The sequence below is a fragment of the Actinomycetes bacterium genome (genome assembly GCA_022599915.1).
Taxonomy (GTDB): domain Bacteria; phylum Actinomycetota; class Actinomycetes; order S36-B12.
In genome coordinates, this window is sequence record JAHZLH010000063.1 from 19313 (window position 1) to 43017 (window position 23705).

At 60.9% G+C, this 23705-nt stretch carries 19 protein-coding genes; 10 read left to right on the forward strand and 9 right to left on the reverse strand.

What is annotated here, in order from left to right:
* The first annotated feature begins 157 nt into the window (after positions 1-157).
* From K0U62_10140 to K0U62_10155, 4 genes are all read left to right on the forward strand, one after another.
* A complete protein-coding gene (locus K0U62_10140) occupies positions 158-1327 on the forward strand; it encodes an exonuclease SbcCD subunit D (protein ID MCH9801871.1) in 1170 nt (389 codons plus the stop codon).
* Between the two features lie 23 nt (positions 1328-1350).
* Positions 1351-4332 (forward strand): SMC family ATPase, encoded by a 2982-nt coding sequence (locus tag K0U62_10145; protein MCH9801872.1) that lies wholly within the window; start codon positions 1351-1353, stop codon positions 4330-4332.
* Between the two features lie 109 nt (positions 4333-4441).
* Entirely contained in the window at positions 4442-5872 is a 1431-nt protein-coding gene (locus K0U62_10150; GenBank protein MCH9801873.1) for a pentapeptide repeat-containing protein, read from the forward strand.
* Positions 5873-6024: 152 nt separating this feature from the next.
* Positions 6025-8481 carry a glycogen/starch/alpha-glucan phosphorylase gene (locus K0U62_10155; protein ID MCH9801874.1) on the forward strand — a complete coding sequence of 819 codons (2457 nt, stop codon included), beginning with the start codon at positions 6025-6027 and terminating at the stop codon, positions 8479-8481.
* A gap of 7 nt (positions 8482-8488) precedes the next feature.
* On the opposite strand, the gene K0U62_10160 is transcribed toward K0U62_10155, so the two are convergent.
* Positions 8489-9043 carry a hypothetical protein gene (locus tag K0U62_10160; protein MCH9801875.1) on the reverse strand — a complete coding sequence of 185 codons (555 nt, stop codon included), beginning with the start codon at positions 9041-9043 and terminating at the stop codon, positions 8489-8491.
* A gap of 138 nt (positions 9044-9181) precedes the next feature.
* On the opposite strand from K0U62_10160, the gene K0U62_10165 reads away from it, so the two are divergent.
* Positions 9182-10414, forward strand: a complete 1233-nt coding sequence (locus tag K0U62_10165) for a hypothetical protein (protein ID MCH9801876.1) — start codon at positions 9182-9184, stop codon at positions 10412-10414.
* Here the strand turns inward: K0U62_10165 and K0U62_10170 are convergent.
* The 7 genes from K0U62_10170 to K0U62_10200 all read right to left on the reverse strand — a co-directional run bounded on the left by K0U62_10170 (position 10411) and on the right by K0U62_10200 (position 15366).
* Entirely contained in the window at positions 10411-11166 is a 756-nt protein-coding gene (locus tag K0U62_10170; GenBank protein ID MCH9801877.1) for a DUF1275 domain-containing protein, read from the reverse strand. The two genes, K0U62_10165 and K0U62_10170, sit on opposite strands and share 4 nt — an antisense overlap.
* Positions 11167-11178: 12 nt before the next feature.
* Positions 11179-11577 carry a transcriptional repressor gene (locus K0U62_10175; GenBank protein ID MCH9801878.1) on the reverse strand — a complete coding sequence of 133 codons (399 nt, stop codon included), beginning with the start codon at positions 11575-11577 and terminating at the stop codon, positions 11179-11181.
* Positions 11574-12386, reverse strand: a complete 813-nt coding sequence (locus K0U62_10180) for a metal ABC transporter permease (protein MCH9801879.1) — start codon at positions 12384-12386, stop codon at positions 11574-11576. The genes K0U62_10175 and K0U62_10180 overlap by 4 nt, the downstream gene beginning before the upstream one ends.
* The gene (locus K0U62_10185; protein MCH9801880.1) at positions 12383-13162 is read right to left on the reverse strand and encodes an ATP-binding cassette domain-containing protein; all 780 of its coding nucleotides are present in this window, start codon (positions 13160-13162) and stop codon (positions 12383-12385) included. Before K0U62_10185 ends, K0U62_10180 begins: the two co-directional genes overlap by 4 nt.
* Complete coding sequence (locus K0U62_10190) at positions 13153-14190, reverse strand: metal ABC transporter substrate-binding protein (protein MCH9801881.1); 1038 nt, start codon at positions 14188-14190, stop codon at positions 13153-13155. The genes K0U62_10185 and K0U62_10190 overlap by 10 nt, the downstream gene beginning before the upstream one ends.
* 150 nt (positions 14191-14340) lie before the next feature.
* The gene (locus tag K0U62_10195) at positions 14341-14835 is read right to left on the reverse strand and encodes an Hsp20/alpha crystallin family protein (GenBank protein ID MCH9801882.1); all 495 of its coding nucleotides are present in this window, start codon (positions 14833-14835) and stop codon (positions 14341-14343) included.
* A 141-nt stretch (positions 14836-14976) separates the two neighbouring features.
* Complete coding sequence (locus K0U62_10200; protein MCH9801883.1) at positions 14977-15366, reverse strand: hypothetical protein; 390 nt, start codon at positions 15364-15366, stop codon at positions 14977-14979.
* Between the two features lie 85 nt (positions 15367-15451).
* On the opposite strand from K0U62_10200, the gene K0U62_10205 reads away from it, so the two are divergent.
* From K0U62_10205 to K0U62_10215, 3 genes are all read left to right on the forward strand, one after another.
* Positions 15452-15892 carry an antibiotic biosynthesis monooxygenase gene (locus K0U62_10205; protein MCH9801884.1) on the forward strand — a complete coding sequence of 147 codons (441 nt, stop codon included), beginning with the start codon at positions 15452-15454 and terminating at the stop codon, positions 15890-15892.
* 101 nt (positions 15893-15993) lie between these two features.
* Positions 15994-17367 carry a glycine--tRNA ligase gene (locus K0U62_10210; GenBank protein ID MCH9801885.1) on the forward strand — a complete coding sequence of 458 codons (1374 nt, stop codon included), beginning with the start codon at positions 15994-15996 and terminating at the stop codon, positions 17365-17367.
* 99 nt (positions 17368-17466) lie between these two features.
* Entirely contained in the window at positions 17467-18102 is a 636-nt protein-coding gene (locus K0U62_10215) for a class I SAM-dependent methyltransferase (GenBank protein ID MCH9801886.1), read from the forward strand.
* Here the strand turns inward: K0U62_10215 and K0U62_10220 are convergent.
* Complete coding sequence (locus tag K0U62_10220; GenBank protein MCH9801887.1) at positions 18087-19418, reverse strand: cation:proton antiporter; 1332 nt, start codon at positions 19416-19418, stop codon at positions 18087-18089. The genes K0U62_10215 and K0U62_10220 overlap by 16 nt on opposite strands.
* A gap of 240 nt (positions 19419-19658) precedes the next feature.
* Between K0U62_10220 and dusB the strand changes: the two genes are divergently transcribed.
* Together dusB and ppdK are read left to right on the forward strand one after the other, a co-directional pair.
* On the forward strand, positions 19659-20807 hold the full coding sequence (gene dusB / locus K0U62_10225; GenBank protein ID MCH9801888.1) for a tRNA dihydrouridine synthase DusB: 1149 nt from the start codon (positions 19659-19661) through the stop codon (positions 20805-20807).
* Positions 20808-20918: 111 nt separating this feature from the next.
* Positions 20919-23627 (forward strand): pyruvate, phosphate dikinase, encoded by a 2709-nt coding sequence (ppdK, locus tag K0U62_10230; GenBank protein ID MCH9801889.1) that lies wholly within the window; start codon positions 20919-20921, stop codon positions 23625-23627.
* The last annotated feature ends 78 nt before the right edge of the window (positions 23628-23705 follow it).

Below are 23705 nucleotides of genomic sequence, written 5' to 3' on the forward strand. Positions count from 1 at the left end.
AAGAGCTGGCTTTGACGAGGGAGTGCCCCCGCTGTACGGGGGAAGGCGGGGGCGCTTCCCACAGTCGTGCTGGCGCATGATCGGATAGGGCGGACCTAGCAAGGTACAACTGCGTCCAGCAGACGTTGTGCACGAACGAGAACGAAATGGGGGATCGATGAGATTCATTCACACCTCGGATTGGCATCTGGGCCGCAAACTGCATAACCAGGAGTTGCTGGACTACCAGCGCGAGTTCTGTGACTGGCTGCTGGCCACCGCACACGAGCAGCAAGCGGCCGCAGTGGTGGTTGCCGGTGATATCTACGATCGAGCGTTGCCACCAATAGAGGCAGTGCAAATTCTCGACGAGACCGTGGCGGCCTTTGCTCGGTCCGATGTGGCGTTGATTCTCACCTCTGGCAATCACGACAGCGCAGTCCGGCTCAGTTATGGCGGTCGAGTGATGGCCGACAGTGGCGTTCATCTTCGGACCGATGTGCCCGGCATTACTGAACCCGTTGTCCTCGCTGACGAGCATGGCGAGGTTGGCTTCTACGGCATCCCCTACCTGCTGCCCGATGCGGTGCGCGTCGAGTTGGAGGCTGATCGCAGTCACGAGGCGGTGTTGACGGCTGCCGCTGACCGGATTAGGGCGGATGCCAGCCAGCGCGGGTTGGAACGCACCGTGGTGATGGCGCACGCCTTCATCGTGGGTGGGTCGGCCGATCCGGAGGTGTCGGAGTCGGAGCGTGATATTCGCGTCGGCGGTGTTGCTGATGCTTCGGCAGCGGTTTTCGACGGCTTCAACTACGCAGCCCTTGGTCATCTGCACGGACCACAGACGGTGTCCTTAGCCGATTCAGACACCGTGGTCGCCTACAGCGGTTCGCCACTGGCATTCTCGTTCTCAGAACGCAACCACGCCAAGTCGGTCACCCTGGTGGAGATCGACGGCGCCGGCGCAGTTTCGATGGATCGTTTACCGGTCCCGATCGGTCGTGGGATGCGTCAAGAGCAGGGGAATCTTGCGGAACTCCTTGCCCAGGCTGCCAGCGATCCGGGGGATACCGACGCCTATCTGAAGGTGATCCTGACCGACAACGTCCGACCTGAATCGCCTATGGAGCGGTTGCGTGCGGTGTGGCCGAACACGATTGCGCTGGACTTCCAGCCGGCCGGGGCGGCAGGAGATACCGAACTGCCAGCGCTGGGCCGACTGGAGCAACAGAACCCGGCTCAAGTGACCAAGAACTTCATGGAGTTTCACACCGGAGAAGAACCCGATCAGGTGCGTGTTGACCTGATCGATGACGTTGTTACTGCGAGCGGTCAGGGCGGTGAGTAGATATGCGGCTACATCAGTTGACTATGACTGCGGTAGGTCCGTTCGCGGATACGCAGGTAGTGGATTTCCATCGGCTCGCCGATAGCGGGGTGTTCCTCTTGGAAGGCCCCACTGGTGTCGGCAAGTCCACAGTGTTGGATTCGATCACCTTTGCCCTCTATGGCGGGGTGGCGAGTGACTCCGCTGACCCGGCTCGAATGCATTCGCATTTTGCTGAACCCGGGGTGACGCCGGAAGTAACCCTCGATTTCTCGGTCGCAGGTCAACGGCACCGAATTACGCGCAGCCCGCAACACCAGCGCCCCAAGTTGAAGGGGGATGGCTTTACCAAGGAAAAGGCGGCAGTGTCGCTATCCCGGCTGGACGACGCTGGTGGCACTGAGCAGATCACTGGCGACCATAAGGAAGCCGGGAGTCGCGTCCAGGAATTGGTGGGCTTGGATCGGGCCCAGTTCAGCAAAGTAGTGCTGTTGCCGCAAGGTGAGTTCAGCCGATTCTTGGAGGCCGATGATGACGTGCGCCGCAAACTACTCACCAGCCTGTTTGGCGCATGGCAGTACGACAAGATCACTGATTTGCTGGCGGAAGGGGCCAAGAAAGCTAAAGCGCTAATCGCTGAGCAGCAGATCACCGTCACCGGGGAACTAAGAGCAGCGCTGGAAGCGGCGGCCCTGCCTGATGAGCAGATTGCAGAGATCACAGAAGCAGACCCAGCAGAGCTTGCGGGAAAACTGGATTCGATCACGGTCGAGCTGGCCGATTCGGTCACCTCGGCTACTGCTGCGGCCGATAGCGCTGATCGGGAAAAACAGCAGGCAGAAAAGGAAGCAACTACTGCCACTCAGCAGAAGGAACGAATCGACAAAGTTTTGGATTTCGCTCGGCGACAGCGCGAGTTTGCGCAGAGCGCGCAACGACGAGAACAAGACAAGGCTCGGCTAACGGCAGCCCGACAAGCAGTGGGCCCGGGACGTACTTTGGCGGCCTTGCAGGCAGCGAAGCAAAAGCGAGCGAAGGCAGAAGCGGAGGCGATCGAAGCGGCCGGCGGTCGCGAGGAACTGCAACGGTGGTCCGCTGATCTGGGTGGCTTGAAGCAACTCCTCAAGAACGTCGGCGACACCGCCGCAGGGTTGGGGCCAGCGGTCGCTGATGAGAAGGACCTCCCGAGGAAGAAGGCAGAACTGGATCAACTGCAGGCCAAGGCTGCAGCTGCTCAAGAAGAACTACAGGAACTCAACCAGCAGAAAGAACAACTGCCGGAGTTGATTACTGCGCAGGAGGAGCAGATAGCGGAGCAAGCAGAGGTTGCTGGTCGAGTTGAGGCACTAACGAAGGACTCCTCCCGCATCGCCGAGCAGTTGACTGCGGCGAAAGCAGTAGTAGAACTGCGACCGAAACTCGTGAAGGCGAAAGATGCTCAGCGCACCGCAATCGATCATTTCCAAGACGTACGGGAGCGGCAACAGGAACTCGTCCAGCGTCGGATTGCCGGTATGGCGGCGGAACTCGCCGGTGAGTTGCAATCGGGTGAACCCTGCGCCGTGTGTGGCTCGACCGAACATCCGCAGCCGGCCCAGTCTGATGACCAGGCGGTAACTCAGGAGCAGATCGATTCTGCTGATACGAAAGTGAAGCAGTTCGAGCGGGAACGCGAGCAGGCCGACAAGAACGTGGTCGATCTCAACGAGAAACTGGTGGCTCAGCAAGTGACCGCCAGCGATGCCGATCGGGAAGATCTGCAATCCGAACTCGACAAGGTCGCCGAGCAACTACGGCAGGCTAAGGCTGCGGCTGCGGAACTATCGAATCTGCGGGTTGCGCTGAAGGAGTTGGAGGAGCAGCGGGAGCAGATCGCGGCGAAGATTCTCGATTGCACTGGCCGCGAAAAGAAACTCACAACGAAAGTGGATTCGGCACAGCAGGACCTCACCGATGTGGAGAAGCGGCTCGCAGAGTTGCGCGAAGACTTTGACACTGTTGCTGCCCGACAACAGGACCTAGCAACGCAGCGGCTGAAACTGGACAAGCTAGTTGAGGCGATCTCAGCACTCAATACCGCGGTTAAGCAGGTCGAGGACCAGCAGGCGCAGTTCGAGAACGACCGTCGACAGGTCGGATTCGATTCACTGGCTGAACTACAAGAAGCGCTGTTACCAGAAGATGAGTTGCAGGAACTGGTGGGTGTCGTCGAAGAGGACGCCAAGGAGGAAGCACGCTTGGCTGAACTAGCCAAAGACAAAGAGTTACAGGGGATCGACCCAAACTCGATCAACTCCGATGAAGTGGCAGCCAAGGCTCAAGCGGCGAAAGCTACTCTCAGCAAGGCCGAACAAGCAGCAAAAGAAGCAACGGGTGAGCGTGCTCAGGCCCAAGGAAGAGTCCAGCGATTCGAGCAGGCAATGTCCCGAGTTGAGGACTCAATCGCGACACTGGAACGAGTCACCGCCGAAGCAGAACCGATCCAAGAAGTGTCGGGCCTCGCCGCAGGCACACGACCCAGTCGTCAGGGCAGGATCGCATTGACCAGCTATGTGTTGCGGCAGTACCTGAAGAATGTCGTCACAGCGGCCAATCATCGTCTGACTCGGATTGCTGGCGGCAAGTACGAGTTAGTCCAAAGTGACGCAGTCCGGCGAGCCACCGACCGCACTGGTCTGGGGCTACAGGTGCTAGACCGCCACACCAACCAGGAACGAAGCCCCAAGACGCTGTCCGGCGGGGAGAAGTTCTACACCTCACTGGCATTGGCGCTGGGTCTCGCGGATGTGGTGCAGGCTGAGGCCGGCGGAGCAGCGCTGGACACCCTGTTTATCGATGAAGGCTTCGGAACTCTCGATCCTGATGTGCTGGAGGACGTCATTGAGGTGATTGATGGGTTGCGCGAAAACGGCCGATCAGTGGGGATCGTCAGTCACGTGACGGAGTTAAAGGAGCGGGTGTCGGAGCGGATCGAAATCCGACGGCCGCAGGTCGACGGACCGGCCAGCGTCGAAGTCATCGCCTAGCCGCTGGCTTTATTTCACGTCTGCGAGTTGTGGCGAACGCAGCAGCCACTCCCGCTACGAACTGCAGAAGTCCTTGGGTCGGCACATGCAGGTGGCTAAGGTATGGCGCATGATCCGTTCGATTCGTTCGATCCGTTCGTCTTTGCTCGTCGCTGCCGTCGGCTGCCTCGCCCTCGCCGGTTGCAGTGGCTCCGACTCAGACAGTTCGCCCAGTCCATCATCGTCAGACGGTTCCATCACGGTGACGTCAACGAATCCGTACTACCTGATGCAGACGACTTACACCGACCCGAAAGGCCAGGTGCTGTCCGACACGAAGGTGAACGGCTGCTCGATCGCGAGTTACACCAAATGCCCCAAAGTCGACCTGTCGGGGCAATACCTGCAAGGAGCGTTCCTGTCCTACGCCGACCTGAGTGGGGCGGATATCAGTGATGCGAACCTCAAGGCTGGCTCGATCTCATTCGGGGACTTCACTGACGTGAACTTCAGCGGTGCTGAACTGTCGGCGACCTCCATGGTGCGTACCGAGCTGGCGAATAGCGACCTCAGCAAGACCCAGATGGTGTTGAACGACAATACGGAAGCGAATATGCGCTCCGCCAAGTTAGACGGTGCGACGATCGTCTCGTCCTCCTTCGTCGGGGCCAAACTTATTGAGGTGAGCTTCACTGATGCTGTCATCAACGGGGTGTCCTTCAACAAAGCCGACCTCAGCAGCGCCGACTTCACCGGAGCTGACCTGAGCGGCAGCAACTTCGTCGGAGCCATCGATGTGGGTACAAAATGGGAGGGCGCCAAGTTCTGCAATACGTTGATGCCCGACGGATCGGTGAAGGGCGAATCAGACTCCGGTTGCCCCGATCCACCTGCTTTCGGAGCGACCGATGCCACGGTCACTATGACCCCCGACAACCCGCTGTACGAGGGGGCAGCGGCAGCAGCCAACCCCGAATCGGCACATCCCTACGGCGACACCGTGCGGGGCTGCACCCTGGAACAGCGCACCGAATGTGTCGGCGCCAACCTGGAGGGTGAAGACCTCACCAACGTGATGATGGGCCTGTCGCAACTGCAGCGGCTGAATATTTCCGGCGCCAAGGGGGAGGGGCTGAACATCGTGTTGTCAGATGCGCGGGAACTTATCGCTCCTGGTGTTAGTTTCATCAGCGGTGGCTTCTCTGGCAGCGATGTGACCGGTGCTGACCTCACTGGAACCACTTGGTCGTTTGCCTCCGCCTCGCTGGCGAATATGAGCGAGGCTGACCTCGCCGGAGCAGACTTCGACTTCAGTTCACTGATCGGTACGAACCTCACCGGTGCCAATATGGCCAAGGTGGACCTGTCCGACTCCAACGCCATCGGTATCAATCTGACTGACGCCAATCTGTCGGGCGCGAATCTGTCGGATGCTGATCTAACTGGGGCGACCATCAAGGGTGCCGATTTCAGTGGCGCCACCTACTGCAACACCGTTATGCCGGATGGCAGCGTCAAGAAGCCGCAAAAGGGTTTGTGCCCGGGTCAGAACGAGCCCTGATCCTCGCGATAACCGCCGCTACGGCAGGTAGGAAGAGCCGTTCCCGGAACATGCCACCGAAAAATGGCGCAATAAGCGGGACACCTTTGCCTGGTTCTGGGAGTCTGCAAGAGTCCCTAGACCGTCAGTTAATGCACCGCGGGAGTTGCAGCATGAGTGTTTCATCCACCAGCGTTGGCGAAGACATTTCTAGCCCAGAAGGGTTCGCCACCGCCTTCATGGAGGAGTTGCATTACGGGCAAGGTGCCACCCTTGATCGCGCTACCGACAACGACAAGTATTTTGCGTTGGCCCACACCGTTCGGCGGGCATTGATGTCCAATTGGCTGAACACCTTGGGACGGCAGATGTCCGCCGGCAAGAAAGCTGTCGCCTACTTATCAGCGGAGTATCTGCTGGGTCGGCAGTTGGACAACGACCTGCTGGCGGTGGACCTGCAGGACGTCGCCGACGCAGGACTGAAGTCGTTGGGTCTGGATCTGGATGAACTGCGCCAAATGGAAGTTGAGCCTGGCCTAGGCAATGGCGGGTTGGGCAGGCTAGCGGCCTGCTTCATTGACTCGCTAGCCACGTTGCAGATTCCAGCAGTGGGTTATGGCATTCGCTACGAACATGGCATCTTCCGGCAGGAGTTTGAGGACGGCTGGCAGCGAGAACAGCCGGACCCGTGGCTGGTGTTAGGTAACCCGTGGGAGTTCCGGCATCCGGAAATGTCGGTTGAGGTCGGCTTCGGCGGTGAAACTGAGGAGTACACCGACGAGGACGGCAACGCTCGGGTGCGCTGGAATCCGGCAGAGCAGGTACTGGGGATCCCGTATAACTACATGGTTCCCGGCTACCGCAGCGGCACGGTGAACACGCTGCGGCTGTGGGCCGCTCGCGCCACCGAAACCTTCCGGCTGGATGTCTTCAATGCTGGCGACTTCGAAGCCGCTGTCCGGGACGCCACCGCAGCCAGCACCATCAGCAGCGTGTTGTACCCGGAGGATTCCACCCCGCAAGGAAAAGAGCTCCGGCTGAAGCAGCAGTACTTCTTTGTCGCCTGCTCGCTGCGTGACTTCATCGATCAAGTGCTCCCGGAGAACTTTGACTTCGCGGACCTGCCGCAACGAGTAGTTTTCCAGCTCAACGACACCCATCCGGTGATCGCGGTACCGGAACTCATGCGCATCCTGATTGACGAACAGGGTTACGACACCGCGACTGCCTGGGAAATCACCCAAAACTGCTTCGCCTACACCTGTCACACACTGCTGCCGGAAGCGCTGGAAGTCTGGCCGGTGGAGTTGTTGGAACGGATGCTGCCCCGGCACATGGAGATCATCTACTGGATCAACGCCTGGTTCCTCGATGAACTTCGAGAAAAGTTCCCTGGCGACGAACTGCGGATCCGGCGGATGTCGGTCATCCAGGAGCACCCCTACCGGGCGGTGCGGATGGCGTACCTCGCCACTGTTGCCGGCCAGAAAGTTAACGGTGTCGCGGAGCTGCAATCAATGCTGTTGCGCACCAAAGTGCTGAACGAGTTCGCGGAGTTATATCCGGAGAAATTCACCAATGTCACCAATGGCGTCACGCCGCGCCGGTTCATGCGGCTGGCCAATCCCGGCCTGTCTGCGCTCATCACCAGCAGAATCGGCGATGGCTGGCTGAAGGACCTAGACCAGCTCAAAGAACTGGAAGCCTACGTTGATAACCCGGACTTTCGCCGAGCCATCACGGAAGTGAAGCGCAACAACAAGGACCGAGCTACCCGACTGCTCGCGGGTCATGGCATTACCGTCAACCCAGACACCATGTTCGATGTGATGGTGAAAAGGTTGCACGAATACAAACGGCAGATGCTGAAAGTGCTGCACATCGTCACGTTGCATCAACGGCTGCAGGACGGCGAAGACATCGTGCCGCGCACCTGCATATTCGGCGCCAAGGCCGCCCCCGGCTACAAGATGGCCAAGGAAATCATTGGGCTGATCAACCACGTCGGTGAGGTAGTGAACAACGATCCGGTTTCCCGCGGCAAACTGTCCGTGGCTTTCCCGGCAAACTACAACGTGACTATCGCGGAAACCGTGATCCCGGCTGCCGATCTATCGGAACAAATCTCCCTCGCGGGAATGGAAGCGTCCGGTACCGGCAATATGAAGTTCTCGCTCAACGGGGCGCTGACTATCGGCACCCTCGATGGCGCCAACGTGGAGATTCGCGATCTGGTCGGACCGGACTTGTTCTTCCTGTTCGGTATGACCGAGGAAGAGGCAGCGGACCTAGATGCGATGGGCTACGAACCCGCCAAGTTTTATCAGGGCAGCCCCCATCTGAAGCGTGCGCTGGATGCGATTGCCAGTGGTGCCTATTCGGATGGTGATGGATCGGTATTCGCCGGCATCGTCGACAACCTGGTCAACGAGGACAGGTTCATGGTCTTGGCGGATTTTGACTCCTACATCGCCGAACAGGCGATTGTTGAGGAGCGGTATCGCGACACAGATTGGTGGAGCCGAGCGGCGATCCTCAATATCGCTCGTACCGGCTTCTTCTCTTCGGATCGTTCGATTCGTGACTACCTGGATCGAATCTGGCACGCCGAACCGGTACCAGTGGACTAACTAGTCGCTACCTGCGTGATTTCGGCGAAGCTTCCGACTCTGGGGGTACCGGGCCGCCCCAGATCATCACGATCACTAGGCCGAGGACTGCGGCGATGATGGTGTGCCACAGAGCGTGCCACTGCCACCAAGAGTTGGGGTCGCATCCGGCGGATCCGGTGCGGCCGAGTAGATAGGCGACGCCGCCAATCAGCAACAGCACTAGCAGTGCGACTACTCGCACCCGAGTAGCCGCCAAGAAGAAGTAGGAGCGACGCCACAGTCGTTCGCCCAAGGTGAGCGCGAGTAGCGCGAGGAGTAGTGCAATCGGAGCGTCATGCAGCCACATCGCGGCCGCTGACTGCCAACCGTGGTAATCGAACGAACCAATACCGATCACTGCTAACAGCCCGACTGCTAACCAGGCGGTTCCCGTGGTCTTACCGGGAGCACGACGTAGCGCCAGACCGGCACAGACAGCCGCCAAGAGGAAGGCCAAACTGCTGACCGCCCCGGCCGGCTGTGCCAACCACCCGTTGCCTAGGGCTTCACAATCGACCAGCCCCAACGGCTCATCGTTCATGCGGGTGCTCCTTACCCGCTGGGCCACACAGCAACTTGCAGAGCATGGCAGCAGCCTAGGGGAAAGCTAACCCGCGAGAACCACTCCGAACGGCAGCGGGTCACGCTAGCCTCGCGGTAAATGATCACCGGAGGTGACATGGAGTCATACCTGACCCCAGTGGGCATCCTCATGACGATGCTGGGTTTGGTCGTCATCATTGCCGGATTGCTCAGCATGGTGCGCAGTATGTTGATGCCGCTGCCGCGGATCACACTTGCCGCTCGGGGGTCACGGGCCGTGATCGAACGGATCGCGTGGCTGTTCATTGCCCGACAAAAGAGCTTCGCCCGACAGGATGCCGTGCTGTCGGGGGTGGGTCCAGTTTCAGTGCTACTCGAACTGGTTGTGTTGATGCTGATGTTTCTGCTCGGCTTTGGTCTGATGATCTATGGCGTGAGCGGGATGGACCTCACCGATTCGCTACTCCAGGCCGGATCGACGCTATTCACGCTGGGGCTGATTGAGCGCGATAATCCGGGCCAGGTGATCCTCAACTTTTTCGCCGCGTTCATGGGGGTGGCGATTATCGCCATCTTGATCGGCTACTTGTTCATGCTGTATTCCGCCTACACCCAGCGCGAATCGGTGGTGGTGCGCACGTCCATGCGCTCAGGTCAACCAGCCTGGGGTCCGGAGATTATTTGCCGGCGGTACCTTGCCGGGGAAGCGCCGCTGCATTCCACCAAGGAACTCGTGCAATGGGTGAGCGATGTGCGCAACTCGCAAACCATCTATCCGGTACTCAACTTCTTTCGCTCCTACACACCACTGCGCAGTTGGGTGATCACCATGCTGGCGATTATGGACGCTGCTGCGCTACGGCTGGTGTTGTTCGACGAGGCGGAAGATGGCGATGTTGCGCTAGTGGTTGAAGGGTCGGAAACGTTCGCGGCGCTCTTTCGCAACATGGCACTGCGCGGGAAGGGATTCACACGTGATCCACTCCCCGAAGCACAACTTCCGGCAAAGGAACTAACTGCTGGCCAACTAGCGCTTTTCCGCGCGGTGCGTATCGATCGGACACGATCCGAACGGGAGAACCGCACCGACGGTCCCATTCGGAAAGGTCGCTGTCAGTTGCCTCGGGAAGATTTCGATCGGGCCGTGGCGCTGATGCGGCTAGCGGGTGTACCGATTCGCGCTGGTGCCGGTGGTGACGATTCGTGGGAATCCTTCAAGGAGATTCGGGCCACCTACGAGGAGGCGGCGTTCGCGCTAGCCGCCCGACTGCATGTGGTGCGGGCGCCGTGGTCGGGGGAGCGGCGCGGCGCAACGGAAGTGTTCTGGCCGACGCTGGTCGCTGAGCAACTGGCAGCGGAAGGCAACTAGGTCCCCGATGTAGTTGCGCTCGATTTGCCGCGTCGGCGTCGCTCCAGTAATCGGATCAGCAAGATCACTCCAGTGCCAATGCACGACAGCCAGAGCAACCGGGGTCCCGCATCACCAAGCACTGCACCCAATGCCGCGCCCACGATGTAGGAGATGAAGACCGAGAATAGGACGACAAGTCGGGTCGGATGCTGCCAGACGTGACCGGCAGATCGAATAGCTGCGCGGCGGGCGATTTGGTCGACTGCGCCGGACTGGTAGGTAGTCGTTACTGGGATGCCCGAGGTGGAATGTACGGCGTAGGTCTGCACGCCCATAGCGCCAGACACGAAGAGCAAGGCAAAGAATCCCTCGGTGCCAGTTAGTGGAAGTTCACTGAGCGGCAGGAACTGCAGTCGTGCCGCGGTGAGCGCGAGCAAAAAGACTTGCAGGACGAGGAGTAGTTCCGTCTGCCAACGCGCCGGCAGTCGGTAGGCAAGTCGAACTGCGAAGAACACGCCTAAGGCGAAGCCGAGAATCGAGGTAATCGGTGGCAGGATCTTGCCGCTGTCTAGTTCGCCGATGGAAATTCCGACCAGGATGGCGTTGCCGCTTTGATTGGCCGGAAACACACCGAACAGGTGCACGAACGCAATCGCGTCGACGAAGCCGGCGATGATGCCCAGCATGATCGGTGCCCACAAACCAATCCTGGGGCCGCCGGGGGCTGGTGGTCGTTCGGCAGCACTGATGGGGTCCGACGGGGCGCTCACCGATACCCCCTACTAGCGGGATGCTGAGCAGTCTCGGCAGCGGCCGGCAAGTTCCACGGTGTGGTGGATGTCGGTGAATCCGTGTTCTGCTGCGGTTTCCTGTGCCCAGATCTCGACTGCTCGAGCGGAAATCTCCTCTGCCTTGCCACAGTTCACGCATACCAGATGATGATGGTGCCCGTCGCTGCAACGACGATAAAGAGTTTCGCCGTCACTGTTCAGCAGCGTATCCACTTCTTCGGCTGCTGCCATTCGAGACAAGGTGCGATAGACGGTGGCTAACCCGATGGTGTCGCCGCGTTCCGCCAAGAGTTGATGCAGTGTTTGCGCGGTGCGGAACTCGTTGACCTCATTCAGCAGTTCCAGGACTGCGGTGCGCTGCTTGGTCGTCCGGGGGGTTTTCGTGGTCATGTGCGAGCTCCGATAACTCGGGATCCGATTGCCGCCAACACATATGCGGCCAACGCAGTAATCACGATAGTCGGTCCGGAGGGCACATTGAGATAGAAGGCCTGCAGCAATCCGACGATCGCTGATACCAAGCCTACCGCCACCGCCACCGCAGCTGTGCTGGCGAATGATCGGGACACCTGTTGAGCCGCTGCTACCGGAACCACCATGATGGCGGCCACGAGCAGCAGACCCACAGTCCGCATCCCAATGACCACAACCACCGAGGCCAAAACGCTAATCAACAAACTGATCCACTGCACCCGAATCCCCTGTACTTGGGCGAGGTCCGGATCCAGCGATACTGCGAACATTTTCCGACCAAGCAGAACCAGCAACACCCCGACCACGACTGCCACCGTGACCAGGGCGACAACATCTCCCGCTGTGACCGTAGCGAGTGATCCAAAGAGGTACTGATTCAGTGCGGTGCTGCTGCTTCCGGAGGCGAGGGAGGCCAGCAGCACGCCGCCAGCGATACCGCCATAGAACACCAGCGCCAAGGCTACGTCGCCGACCGCTCGACTTTTTGCGCGAATTATCTCGACGAAGGCAGCGCCAGCGATAGCGACGATCAAAGCGGTCGCGATGGGCTGGGTGCCCAGCAAGAAGGCCAGACCCACACCAGTGAGAGCCACGTGACCCATGCCGTCGCCCAGCAGCGCGAGGCGACGTTGCACTAGGAAGACGCCAATCATGGGCGCGAGTGCCCCCACGATGATCGCCGCCAGTAGCGCCCGCTGCATGAAGTCGTAGTCAAGGGGGCTCATCGGGGAAGCCCCCAAAGTTCATCGCTGTCGGGTCCTGGTTCGTCGTGGTGTCCGTGCGGGTCATGGAATGTTCCGGGCGCCGGCGCTGGCCCGTCGTAGCGAATGCTGGGCCCGTCACTGTGCTCTAAGACGATGCACCGATCCACTAAGGACTCCAAGGCGCCGAGTTCGTGGGTGACAACCACTATCGTCCGGTTGCGTTTCTTGTAGTCGGCCAAGATTGATGCGAGCCGGGAGATGTTTTCCTTATCCAGGCCGGCCGTGGGCTCGTCTAGGAGTAGGACCTCGGCGTCCTTGACTAGGGCCGCGGCAATCATCGCGCGTCGCTGTTGGCCGCCGGATAGGTCATGGAAGGAATCTTTGCGACGGTCCCGCAGGCCCACGACCGCCAAGGTGTTTGCTATGGCGTCACGATCGGCCCGACTCAACCGAAGTCGTTGACCGGCAAGGCCGGCCGATACGACTTCAGTAACTGATACTGGCACAGCAGAAGACGCCAGCAGATGCTGCGGAACATAGCTGATTCGCTGCCAGTCGCGGTACTTTGCTGCGGCCGTGCCGAAGATGCGTACCGATCCGGTCGTGACTGGTTGCAGACCCAACATGACCCGAAGCAGGGTGCTCTTGCCGGATCCGTTGGCTCCCAGTAGTGCCAGGCATTGCCCTGGTGGAACGCGAAGTTCCACATCGGCGAGAACCGGGTCCCCTCCCAGTTCTACGGTTGTCGCAGAGACAAGGAAGGGGTCCCGGGTGCTGTTCTCCGCCGCTACTGGCAAGGTTGTCCTTCCTGCACTGCGGCGAGGTTAGACCGCATCACCGTAATGTAGTCGCCCTGCTGCGGTGCTAGTTCCAGTGGATCGAGTACTCCAGTCTGCGCGCCGGTTTCGTCGGCGACGGTTTGCGCCACGCCCGGGTCAATCTGCGACTCGTAGTAGATAGTTTTGACGTCGTTGTCGTTGACGAAATCAGCGGCGGCAGCGATAGCTGTGGGGCTGGGCTCCTCCTCGGGGGACAAACCGCTAATACCGAACTGCCCAAAACCGTAGCGGTCGGCGAGGTAGCCGAACGCCTGGTGACTGACCACCAGGTCCCGGCTCTCGCAGTTCTTGGTGCCCTTGCGCCACTTGGTGTCTAGTTCTTCAAGTTCGGTTGTCAATGTGTTGTTATCGGCGCGGTATTGATCGGCGGAGTCGGGGTCAACCTCAATCAGCCGATTCGCTACGGCTTCGCTGATGGTCACCATGTTGACGGGGCTCAGCCAGACGTGAGGGTCCACGCTAGCGGTCTTGTCGTTTTGGCCTTCTTCGTCGCTGTGGCCTTCTTCGTCGCTGTGGCCTTCTTCGTCGCTGTGGCCTTCTTCGTCGCTGTGGCCTTCTTCGTCGCTGTGGCCTTCTTCGTCGCTGTGGCCTTCTTCGTCGTGGTCGTGGCCACCGCCACCGGACAGCGTGGGGACGAGAGCCATGACGTCAATGGCGCGATCGCCGGCGTACTCCGAGACCGCACTGTCCAATGCGGGGGAGAAACCGGAAATGTACACCACGACATCCGCGTCAGTGACATCCGTGATCTGCTGAGGTGTCAGTTCGAGGTCGTGTGAATCGACACCCGGCTCGGCCAGCGAGACGGAGTTGACCCGATCGCCACCAACACTGTCAGCGATGTACTGCATCGGATACATTGCGGTGACGATGGTGGGTCCGTCAGTGGATGCCGATTGGCTGGCGGTTTCTTCGGTGCTGCAACCCGCGAGTGCCAGGCACAGCGCCGCGCCTCCCGCTGCAAAAGTGGCGTGTAGCCGAACCATTGTTCCTCCGTATAGGTGTGCAAGTTCTCGCTTGCCTGCGTGGCCACAAATATACATAAATGGGAATCATTATCAAAATTGGACGAAAAGGCGGGCGACTCCTCTTCGGGGGTAGTGAGGAGTCGCCCGCCGTCCGGTTAGCCGAAGGTTCTAGTTGTCGACCTCATCCTCCGGCTTGGCCTCGGCCACCGCGGTGGTGGCGTTCGAGACGGTAATTTTCTGCGGTTTGGCGGGGGGCTTGCTGACTCCGCTGACTCGCAGTTGCAGGATGCCATCGGTGTAGTCAGCTGAAACTGCGTCGGCTTCCAGTCCGTCAGGCAGCGAAAAGTCGCGCCGGAAAGAACCGTGGCGCAGCTCCTTCACCAAAGTCTTGCAGTCCTCGCTGAGGTGGCTGGTGCGATCGGTGCGCTCCCCGCTGACGGTCAGGCGACCCTCGTGCACCTCGATGTCAATGTCATTGGCGCGCAAGCCGGGCAGTTCCAGGGAAATCACCACGTCTTGGCCGTCGGCGACCAGATCCATAGGTGGAACCCAACTGTGATTGCGGGCTGGGGTAGTCCAGGTACGGCGCACAATGTTGTCGAATTCGTTCAAGTCATCGACGCGGGCGAGGACCGCGAACGGGTCCCATCGGCGAATAGTCATGTCAACTCCTCGGGTCGTAACGAGCGACCGATTTAGCACTCGGCCTATGAGAGTGCTAACGACAGTTGACGGGCAGCGATTCCAAATGCTGATCGGATTCGGTGTCGGCGTACAGCCAGGAGTTGATGACGAGGTTGCGGACTACATCCGGCCCATAGCCTTGAGTACTGTGACCCCGGCCAGCGCCAGGGTGATGATCACTCGGGCTAGTCGGGAGCCAGGGGTGAGCACTGGCCAGGCCAGCGCGGACAGCCAAGCGACAAACAGCGTGACGATGCCTAGCAGCAATGCGCCCAGCCACATCCACGGGCCAGAGGTAATCAGGCCAACAAACAGGAACACCGCCAGCAGAATCGGCACCAACCACCGCGGCATCGCGTGCAACTTCAGTACCAACGGGGCACTAAACCGCTCCAATGCGGGCCGGAAACCAGTGGGCGGCGGTGCGGCAGATTGTTGCTTCTTGCTGCGCTGCGAGCGCTGCGGATTACCGGATCGTTGCGGCTGGTTGCGGCGGGATCTGTTGGACACGACTTCCTCGAACTGCTGCGTTGGATAGAACCGACCCGGTGTTGGGCGGTCCGCCCGAGGCTGGTGCTCGGGCTACCTGACTCCTATGGTGCGGCTAAACCGCCCAGACTCCAAACTGTGGCCCCACGAGTGGGGTAGGCGACGAGTGCGGCAGTATCGGATTGTGATCGTCGTCATGGAGTATCGCGGTGGCCCGGAGATCGAGCCGCTGCTAGTCGAGGCCGCCACCGTGCTGGCGCAGGAATCGGGTTGTGAACGGGCGGTGATGGGAAGATCTCCGGATGACGCCGAGCGTTGGCAACTGTTGACCGAGTGGGAAGGTGCCGGCCGGTTACGCCATGGTCTGGGAAGTTACGCCGCCAAAATGGCGCTCGGCCCGCTGCAGGCCCACGCGATCGACGCTGGCGGCGTGTTCGAAACCCTGCTGCGTTTTGAACAGGGTCAGCGGAGGGAAGGTCGTTCGGACCGAGCCGGGGACGCAGATTCCGCCGGACCTGGCTCAGCAACCTCCCCACCAGCGGGGTAACCAGCCCCGCGACGGGGACTGGCTGCTGGCGGGCCAGTACGCTGGATACACGCCCGGCCTAGCCCGTGGCGCCGCCGACAACCAGCCGGAGTGGAGTTCACGTGGCACAACGAGTCGATGCTGTAGTCAACCTCGCCAAGCGGAGGGGGTTCGTCTATCCCTCCTCGGAAATCTATGGCGGTACCCGATCGGCCTGGGACTACGGGCCACTGGGCGTGGAGCTGAAGGAGAACATCCGCCGGCAGTGGTGGCAGCACATAGTGCGCAATCGCGGCGACGTGGTCGGGCTGGATTCCTCGATCATCTTGGCTCCGCAGGTATGGGCGGCGTCTGGTCACGTGGATGCCTTTGTCGATCCTTTGACGGAATGTCGCAGCTGTCACAAACGCTTCCGCTCCGACACGTTGGTGGAGGAGTTCACCGAAAAGAAGGGTCGCGAACCTGAGGGATTGGCGGAGATCCCCTGCCCCAACTGCGGCAATCGGGGGGACTTCACCGAACCGCGTGACTTCAACGGTCTGCTGAAAACCTCCATCGGTCCGGTGGAGGAGGAAGGCTCCATCCACTTCCTGCGCCCCGAGACCGCCCAAGGCATCTTCGTCAACTACGGCAATGTGGCCACCTCGGCTCGGATGAAGCCCCCGTTCGGAATCGCCCAAACCGGCAAATCCTTCCGCAACGAAATCACCCCAGGTAACTTCATTTTCCGAACGCGCGAGTTCGAGCAGATGGAGATGGAGTTCTTCGTGCAGCCCGGCACGGACGAGGAGTGGCACGAATACTGGATCAAAGATCGGATGGACTGGTACGTCGAACTGGGGATCAATCCGGAGAACCTGCGGCTGTATGAACACCCGCAGGAGAAGTTGTCGCACTACTCCAAGCGCACCGTTGACATTGAATATCGGTTCGAGTTCGCCGGCAGCACTTGGGCGGAACTAGAAGGTGTCGCTAACCGAACCGATTTCGACCTGAAGACTCATTCCGAGCACTCCGGTAACGACCTGTCGTACTTCGACCAGAGCACCAATGAACGTTGGGTGCCCTACGTCATTGAACCTGCGGCCGGGTTGACCCGAGCAGTCCTAGCGTTCCTGCTGGATAGCTATGCCGAAGATGAGGCTCCGAACACCAAGGGTGGGGTGGACAAGCGCACCGTGCTGCGGTTCGATCCCCGACTAGCCCCGGTGAAGGTTGCGGTGTTGCCGCTGTCTCGCAATGCTGACCTGTCGCCGAAGGCGCGCGGTTTGGCCGACGAGTTGCGCAAGCGCTGGAATGTCGACTTCGACGATGCCGGTGCTATCGGTCGCCGCTACCGCCGCCAGGACGAGATCGGTACCCCATTTTGCGTCACAGTTGACTTCGACACCCTCGACGACGATGCGGTCACCGTGCGGCATCGGGATTCGATGGAGCAGGAGCGCATCGGGTTGGACAGCGTTGTCGGCTGGCTGGCCCAGCACATCCCGGCCTAATTACGCCGGAGTCCTGCCTCGCCGCCGTTGTGCGGCGATCGGCACGAGTTTTGCCACCGTTGGTCGGCGTTGTGTCCCGGTCGCGCCTAGGCTCGAGTCATGGCGTGTGACTATCCCTGGTTCACCCGGACCTATCGTGCGGTAGCCGGTCTGGGGGAGCGCTCCGGTTTGGGCGAAGTTCGGGCCGAGGCGCTGCAACACAGCCGCGGTCGGCTGTTGATTCTCGGTCTCGGCCTCGGCCACGACTTGGCCTATCTACCCGACCCCGTGACCGAAGTAGTGGGAGTCGAGCCGTCGGCGTCGATGCGCTCTGCGGCTCGTCGGCGAGTAGCCGCCGCGGTGCAGTCCGGGTTGGCGGTTGAGTTAATCGCGGCGGAAGGTGGTGATTTGCCACTGGCTGACGACAGTGTGGACTCTGCGCTGTTGGCGTTGGTGATGTGCAGCGTAACCTCGCCAGCCGCGGTGTTGGCCGAACTGCGGCGAGTGCTGCGTCCGGGGGCACCTGTGGGCGTGATGGAACATGTCGTGGCACCAGAGGGAACCTGGACTCGGCGGGGCCAGCGGTTAATCGCGCCGATCTGGCCGCATTTCGCCGGCGGCTGTCAGGTAGATCGCGATACTCGCAGTGATTTGACCATGGCAGGGTTCGACACCACACCTGTCCGGGACTTTCGACTGGCGGGGTTGGCCATTGCATCACCGGCGATCTTGGGTACCGCCTACGTATCGGACTGAGGCGGTGTCGAATCCGACCCGGTCGGGCTTTCCTCGCTGTGCGTGGTGTGGCGGTGGTGTTTCATTCGGCCGCGCAAGACTGGCTCTCGCGTTTCAACCAACTCAACTTGGGGCACGGCACGGTTCACCCACCTGCTGTACTTGGTGGCACCAGGGCCGGCACTGATGCCGTGCAAGATGACGCTCAGCAGGATGGTCAATGTGGCAGTACCCAGCACGGTGCGCAGTGTGTCATTTCGTTCCAGCGACTCCAGTGCAATCAGCGAAAACACCACCGAGGCCAGACCGCGAGGCCCAAACCAGCCGATGAACGCAGCAGTTTGCACGCGCAAGCCACTGCCCAACAGTGACAGCCATACCGGCAGCATTCGCAGTACCGTCAATGCCGCGAGTGCGTACAGCACTTCGGCGAATCCAATGCCCGCCAACAACTGCGGCACCATCAGCACACCAAAGGTCAGCCAGGTGATGTCTCCCAATGGCAGCGACAGGCCCTCGGGTAGCGCCAACACTTTCTCCGGTACGCCTTGCTTGAGAGCGATGCCGAAGAAACTGCCGGCAACGAAAGTGGCGATGAAGCCGTTGCCGTCCACCAGCGGTGCACCGTAGTAACACAGCAACGGAAGTGCGAGACCGGCCACCATCAGGTTGGCACCAGTAGACCAGTTGCGCTGCTGGCTGATCCGGATCAGCTGTCCGCCGACGAAGCCGACCAGCGCTCCCAAGACCACCGCGACACCGATCTCGATCAGTGCTTCGGTAGCTGAACCGCGCGGATCGACGTCCTCGATGGTGGCTAGCGCGGCAATAGCAAAGAGCACCACCGGGGTGGCCAGACCGTCGTTCAGCCCGCTTTCCACGTTCAAGATGCGCCGCACCCGTACTGGGATGCGCTTGTCGGACACGGTGGCTGCGCCGAGGGCGGCATCGGTCGGCGCCAACATCGCACCAAGCAATAGCGCCGCTGCCCAAGGGATACCCGGGAATAACAACACCGCCAGCAGATAACCAGCCATGATTGTCAGTGGTAGCCCGATCAACAGCAGTCGACCGACGAAGCCGCCGTCGCGCTCCATCTGACTAGGTCGCACGGCCGCCGCATCGTGGAATAAGACCAAAGCCAGCGTCAACTCTGCAACTGGCAGCAGCCACTCTGCACTGGCGGTGGTGAAATCGGCAGACAGGTGCAGTAGGTAGCCAGCGGCGACAAACGCCATGGGGGCGGTGAGATTCCAACGCCCGAGCGATCGGGCGACCAGTGAATACAGCAACACCAGTCCCGCGGCTAGCGCAGCAACGGGGAGGCTGGACTCCATGGTGTGGCCGCCTCCTTCGGGTTGGTCTGCGCCACAGTCGCGAGACTGTGTTCACGCACGGGCGTAAGTCGATGCTGGCAGAACTCAACCGTCGATGCCGCTACTTCAGCGACGTAGCGGGTAGCTGAGTCGGTCCTCGCTGGGCAAGTAGGGTGCGGTGGTGGCCCCCACTGCCCGGGTTCATCAAGTGGTCACAACGGTGGATTTCCCCTGATCGGGAACAGCGCCCACAATGTCACCATGGCCGATCTCGTCGCTCCCTTGCAGGTGCCGGGCTTAGTGGTGTCGCCACCGGTGGTTCTGGCACCGATGGCAGGGATCACGAATCGAGCGTTTCGACGGTTGTGCCGGGAGCAGGGCGCTGCGTTGTTCGTCTCGGAAATGGTGACCGCGCGAGCGTTCACCGAGCGCGATATCAAGACCGAACGCATTACCGCTTTTGATCCGGACGAGTCGCCGAGGTCGCTGCAGTTCTACACCGTCGATCCGGCCACCATCAGCGAAGCGGTCACCCGGGTAGTGGCTGAAGATCTCGCCGATCATGTAGACCTCAACTTCGGCTGCCCGGTCGCCAAGGTGACCCGTAAGGGCGGCGGGAGTGCGCTGCCGTGGAAAACCGACCACTTCCGCAACATCGTGTCAGCCGCGGTGGCCGCTGCCGATGGTCGAATCCCCATCACCGTCAAGATGCGTAAAGGCATCGACGATGAGCACCTCACCTACCTCACGGCCGGGCGGATCGCGGCCGAAAGTGGCGTGGCGTGGGTAGCGTTGCACGGCCGGACGGCTGCGCAGTACTACGGCGGCACCGCAGACTGGGAGGCGATCACCCGGCTCAAAGAGGAACTGGCACCGCTGTCGGTGCCGGTGTTGGGCAACGGTGACATTTGGTCGGCAGCCGATGCGGTGACCATGGTCCGTACTACTGGCTGCGATGGTGTTGTCGTAGGTCGTGGCTGCCTGGGTCGACCGTGGCTATTCGGTCAACTGGTTGATGCTTTCGCAGGGCGGGAGCCCCGGCCCGATCCACCGCTGAGTGAGATTGCTGCCGTGTATCGACGACACGCAGAACTGCTGCAGGCCGCCTTTGGCGAGTACGTCGGGATGCGGGAAATCCGCAAACACCATGCCTGGTACTTCAAGGGCTACACCGTTCGACGGGATGTGCGAGCGGGCTTTGGCACCGTAGAAAACCTGGCGCAGATGGATGCTCTCCTCGCTGAGATCGATGTCGCTCAACCAGCCCCGGATCTAGTTGCTGGACCCCGCGGGCGCACTTCCGGTGCTCGGCCGGTGGCGTTGCCGCACGGGTGGCTGGACTCCCGATCCATCGCGGAAGCAGATACCCAAGCAATCCCCGAAGAGACCCTGGCCGTTAGTGGTGGCTAGCGGCTAGGGCACTTCGCTTTGATTCGCTGCCAGGCAGCTGCGGAAGTGCCACACTGGAATTGTCGGGATGCCGACGTTGGCGATGCGCTCGGGTCCCTCGGGAGGTGCCGCATGGCCGATGCGGAGACGACCTGGATCTACCCGTTTGGTGCGGGTCGGCGCGAGTGGAACGATCTGCTGGGTGGCAAGGGTGCGAATCTGGCAGAAATGACTCGACTCGGCCTACCGGTTCCGGACGGCTTCACGATCACCACCGAGGCCTGCCGGTATTTTCTGTCCGAAGGCGACGAGCCTGCGGGACTCGCGGCACAACTAGATGAGGCTGTCGGGAAGATCGAACAGGCAGTAGGTCGTCGGTTGGGGGATTTGGATTCGCCACTGCTGCTGAGTGTGCGGTCCGGAGCACGGTTTTCCATGCCGGGAATGATGGACACGGTTTTGAACATTGGGCTGACCGACAAGACGCTGCCCGCGTTAGCGCGGTTCACCGGTGATGCGCGATTCGCCTGGGACTCCTACCGTCGACTGTTGGCCATGTTCGGCGAAACGGTATTGGGTGTGGCTGGGCACGAGTTCGCGGCCCGTCTCGATGAAGCCAAACAAACCGCTGGGGTCGAGTCCGACATCCAGTTGGCCGCGGATGACTTGGAACAGTTGTACGAGCAGTACCTCGCGGTGATCGCCGAACACAGTGGTCAGCCATTCCCGCAAGATCCCCGCGAACAGTTGGCTATGGCGATTCGGGCGGTATTCGACTCCTGGAACACCGAACGCGCGCAGTTGTACCGGCGACAAGAGCGAATTCCCGATGACCTCGGTACCGCAGTGAACGTGCAGGCGATGGTGTTCGGCAACCTGCCGGGCAACTCCGGCACCGGCGTGGCGTTCACCCGCGACCCCGCGACCGGCAATCCCGGTAACTACGGCGACTACCTACCCAACGCGCAAGGGGAAGACGTGGTGGCGGGGATTCGGGACGCGATGCCACTGACCGCGCTGGCGGAGCGTGATCCGCAGCTTTACCGAGAACTGGTTGACATCATGGCCCGGTTGGAAGAGCACTATCGCGACCTGTGCGATATCGAGTTCACCGTCGAAACCGGCAAATTGTGGATGTTGCAGACTCGGATAGGCAAGCGCACCGCCGCAGCAGCGTTTCGGATTGCCCACCAGCTGTTGCGGGAAGGGCGGATCACCACCGATGAGGCACTGCAACGAGTGACTGGCGCCCAACTAGCGCAGTTGATGTACCCGCAGTTTGAGGACACCACGTCGGCCGATCTGCTCACTCGAGGAATCTCGGCGTCGCCGGGGGCAGCAGTCGGTGAGGTGGTGTTGGATTCTGCGACGGCGGTGACCGCGGCAGCGGACGGACGGCGGGTGGTGTTGGTGCGCCGGGAGACCAACCCCGACGATCTGCCTGGCATGGTCACTGCGGCTGGCATCCTCACCAGCCGCGGTGGCAAGACTTCCCACGCCGCAGTCGTGGCTCGCGGTCTGGGTCGTACGGCGGTGTGTGGCGCTAACGGTTTGCAAGTCGATATGGCGGAACGGCAGTTGATTTTCGACGACGGCAGAGTTGTCGGTGAAGGGGAGGTCATCAGTCTCAACGGATCCACCGGGGAAGTCTTTGCCGGGGAAGTACCGGTTCGCCCCTCGGCAGTAGTGCGCTATTTCGACGAAGGAATCGACGCAGCCAAAGACGGCGCAACCGCCGATACCTGCGAGTTGGTGGATGCGGTGGATGCGTTGATGGGCATTGCCGATGCCACTCGCGGGCTCGGGGTGCGGGCCAACGCTGACACTCCGGCTGATGCCGCCCGGGCCCGTCGGATGGGGGCCGGCGGCATCGGATTGTGCCGCACCGAGCACATGTTCCTCGGGGAACGGAAACAGATCGTGCAGCGGATGATCCTTGCCGAAGACGAGGAACAACGGCAGGAGGCATTCGATGAGTTGTTGCCGCTGCAACGCAAAGACTTCGTGCGGATTTTAGAGGCGATGGACGGGATGCCGGTCACGATCCGCTTGCTGGATCCGCCACTGCACGAGTTCCTGCCCGACTACACCGAACTGTCAGTGCGGGTGGCCTTGGCTGAGCAACTCGGGGAGCCGGTGGAAAACGACCTGCACATGTTGGCGGCGGTACGGCGGATGCATGAGGACAATCCGATGTTGGGGTTACGGGGTGTTCGACTCGGGCTGGTGCTGCCGGGGTTGTTTGCCCTGCAGGTGCGAGCTATCGCAGAGGCCGCCTGCTTCCGGCAGCGGATCGGCGGTGATCCCCGCGCCGAAATCATGATCCCGCTGGTGGGTTCGGTGCAAGAACTGGAACTGGTGACTAGCGAAGCCAGCGCTGTGCTCGCGGATGTGGCCCAGCGACACGGCTGCACCTTGGAGTTCCCGATCGGGACCATGATCGAGTTGCCGCGGGCAGCACTCACCGCCGACCAGATTGCGGGTTCGGCGCACTTCTTCTCCTTCGGCACCAACGATCTGACGCAAACCACCTGGGGCTTTAGCCGCGACGATGTGGAAGCCGCTTTCTTCGCGCAGTATCTAGAACGAGGGGTGTTTGGCGTGTCGCCGTTCGAATCCATTGACCGGGCCGGCGTCGGGCGGCTGGTGGAAATGGCCAGCGCCGCCGGTCGATCGGTGCGACCCGATCTGGCGCTGGGCGTGTGTGGTGAGCACGGCGGCGATCCCGACAGCATTCACTTCTTCCACGACATCGGTCTGGACTACGTGTCCTGCTCCCCATTCCGGGTTCCGGTCGCCCGATTGGAGGCTGGCCGCGCCGCAATCGCTGCTGACACGTGATGGCGGCGGAACGCCCGGTAGGTGAATGTGAGCATCCGGTAAATATCTGCGTTTGGGGCTAGTTCTACCCCGGTGGTA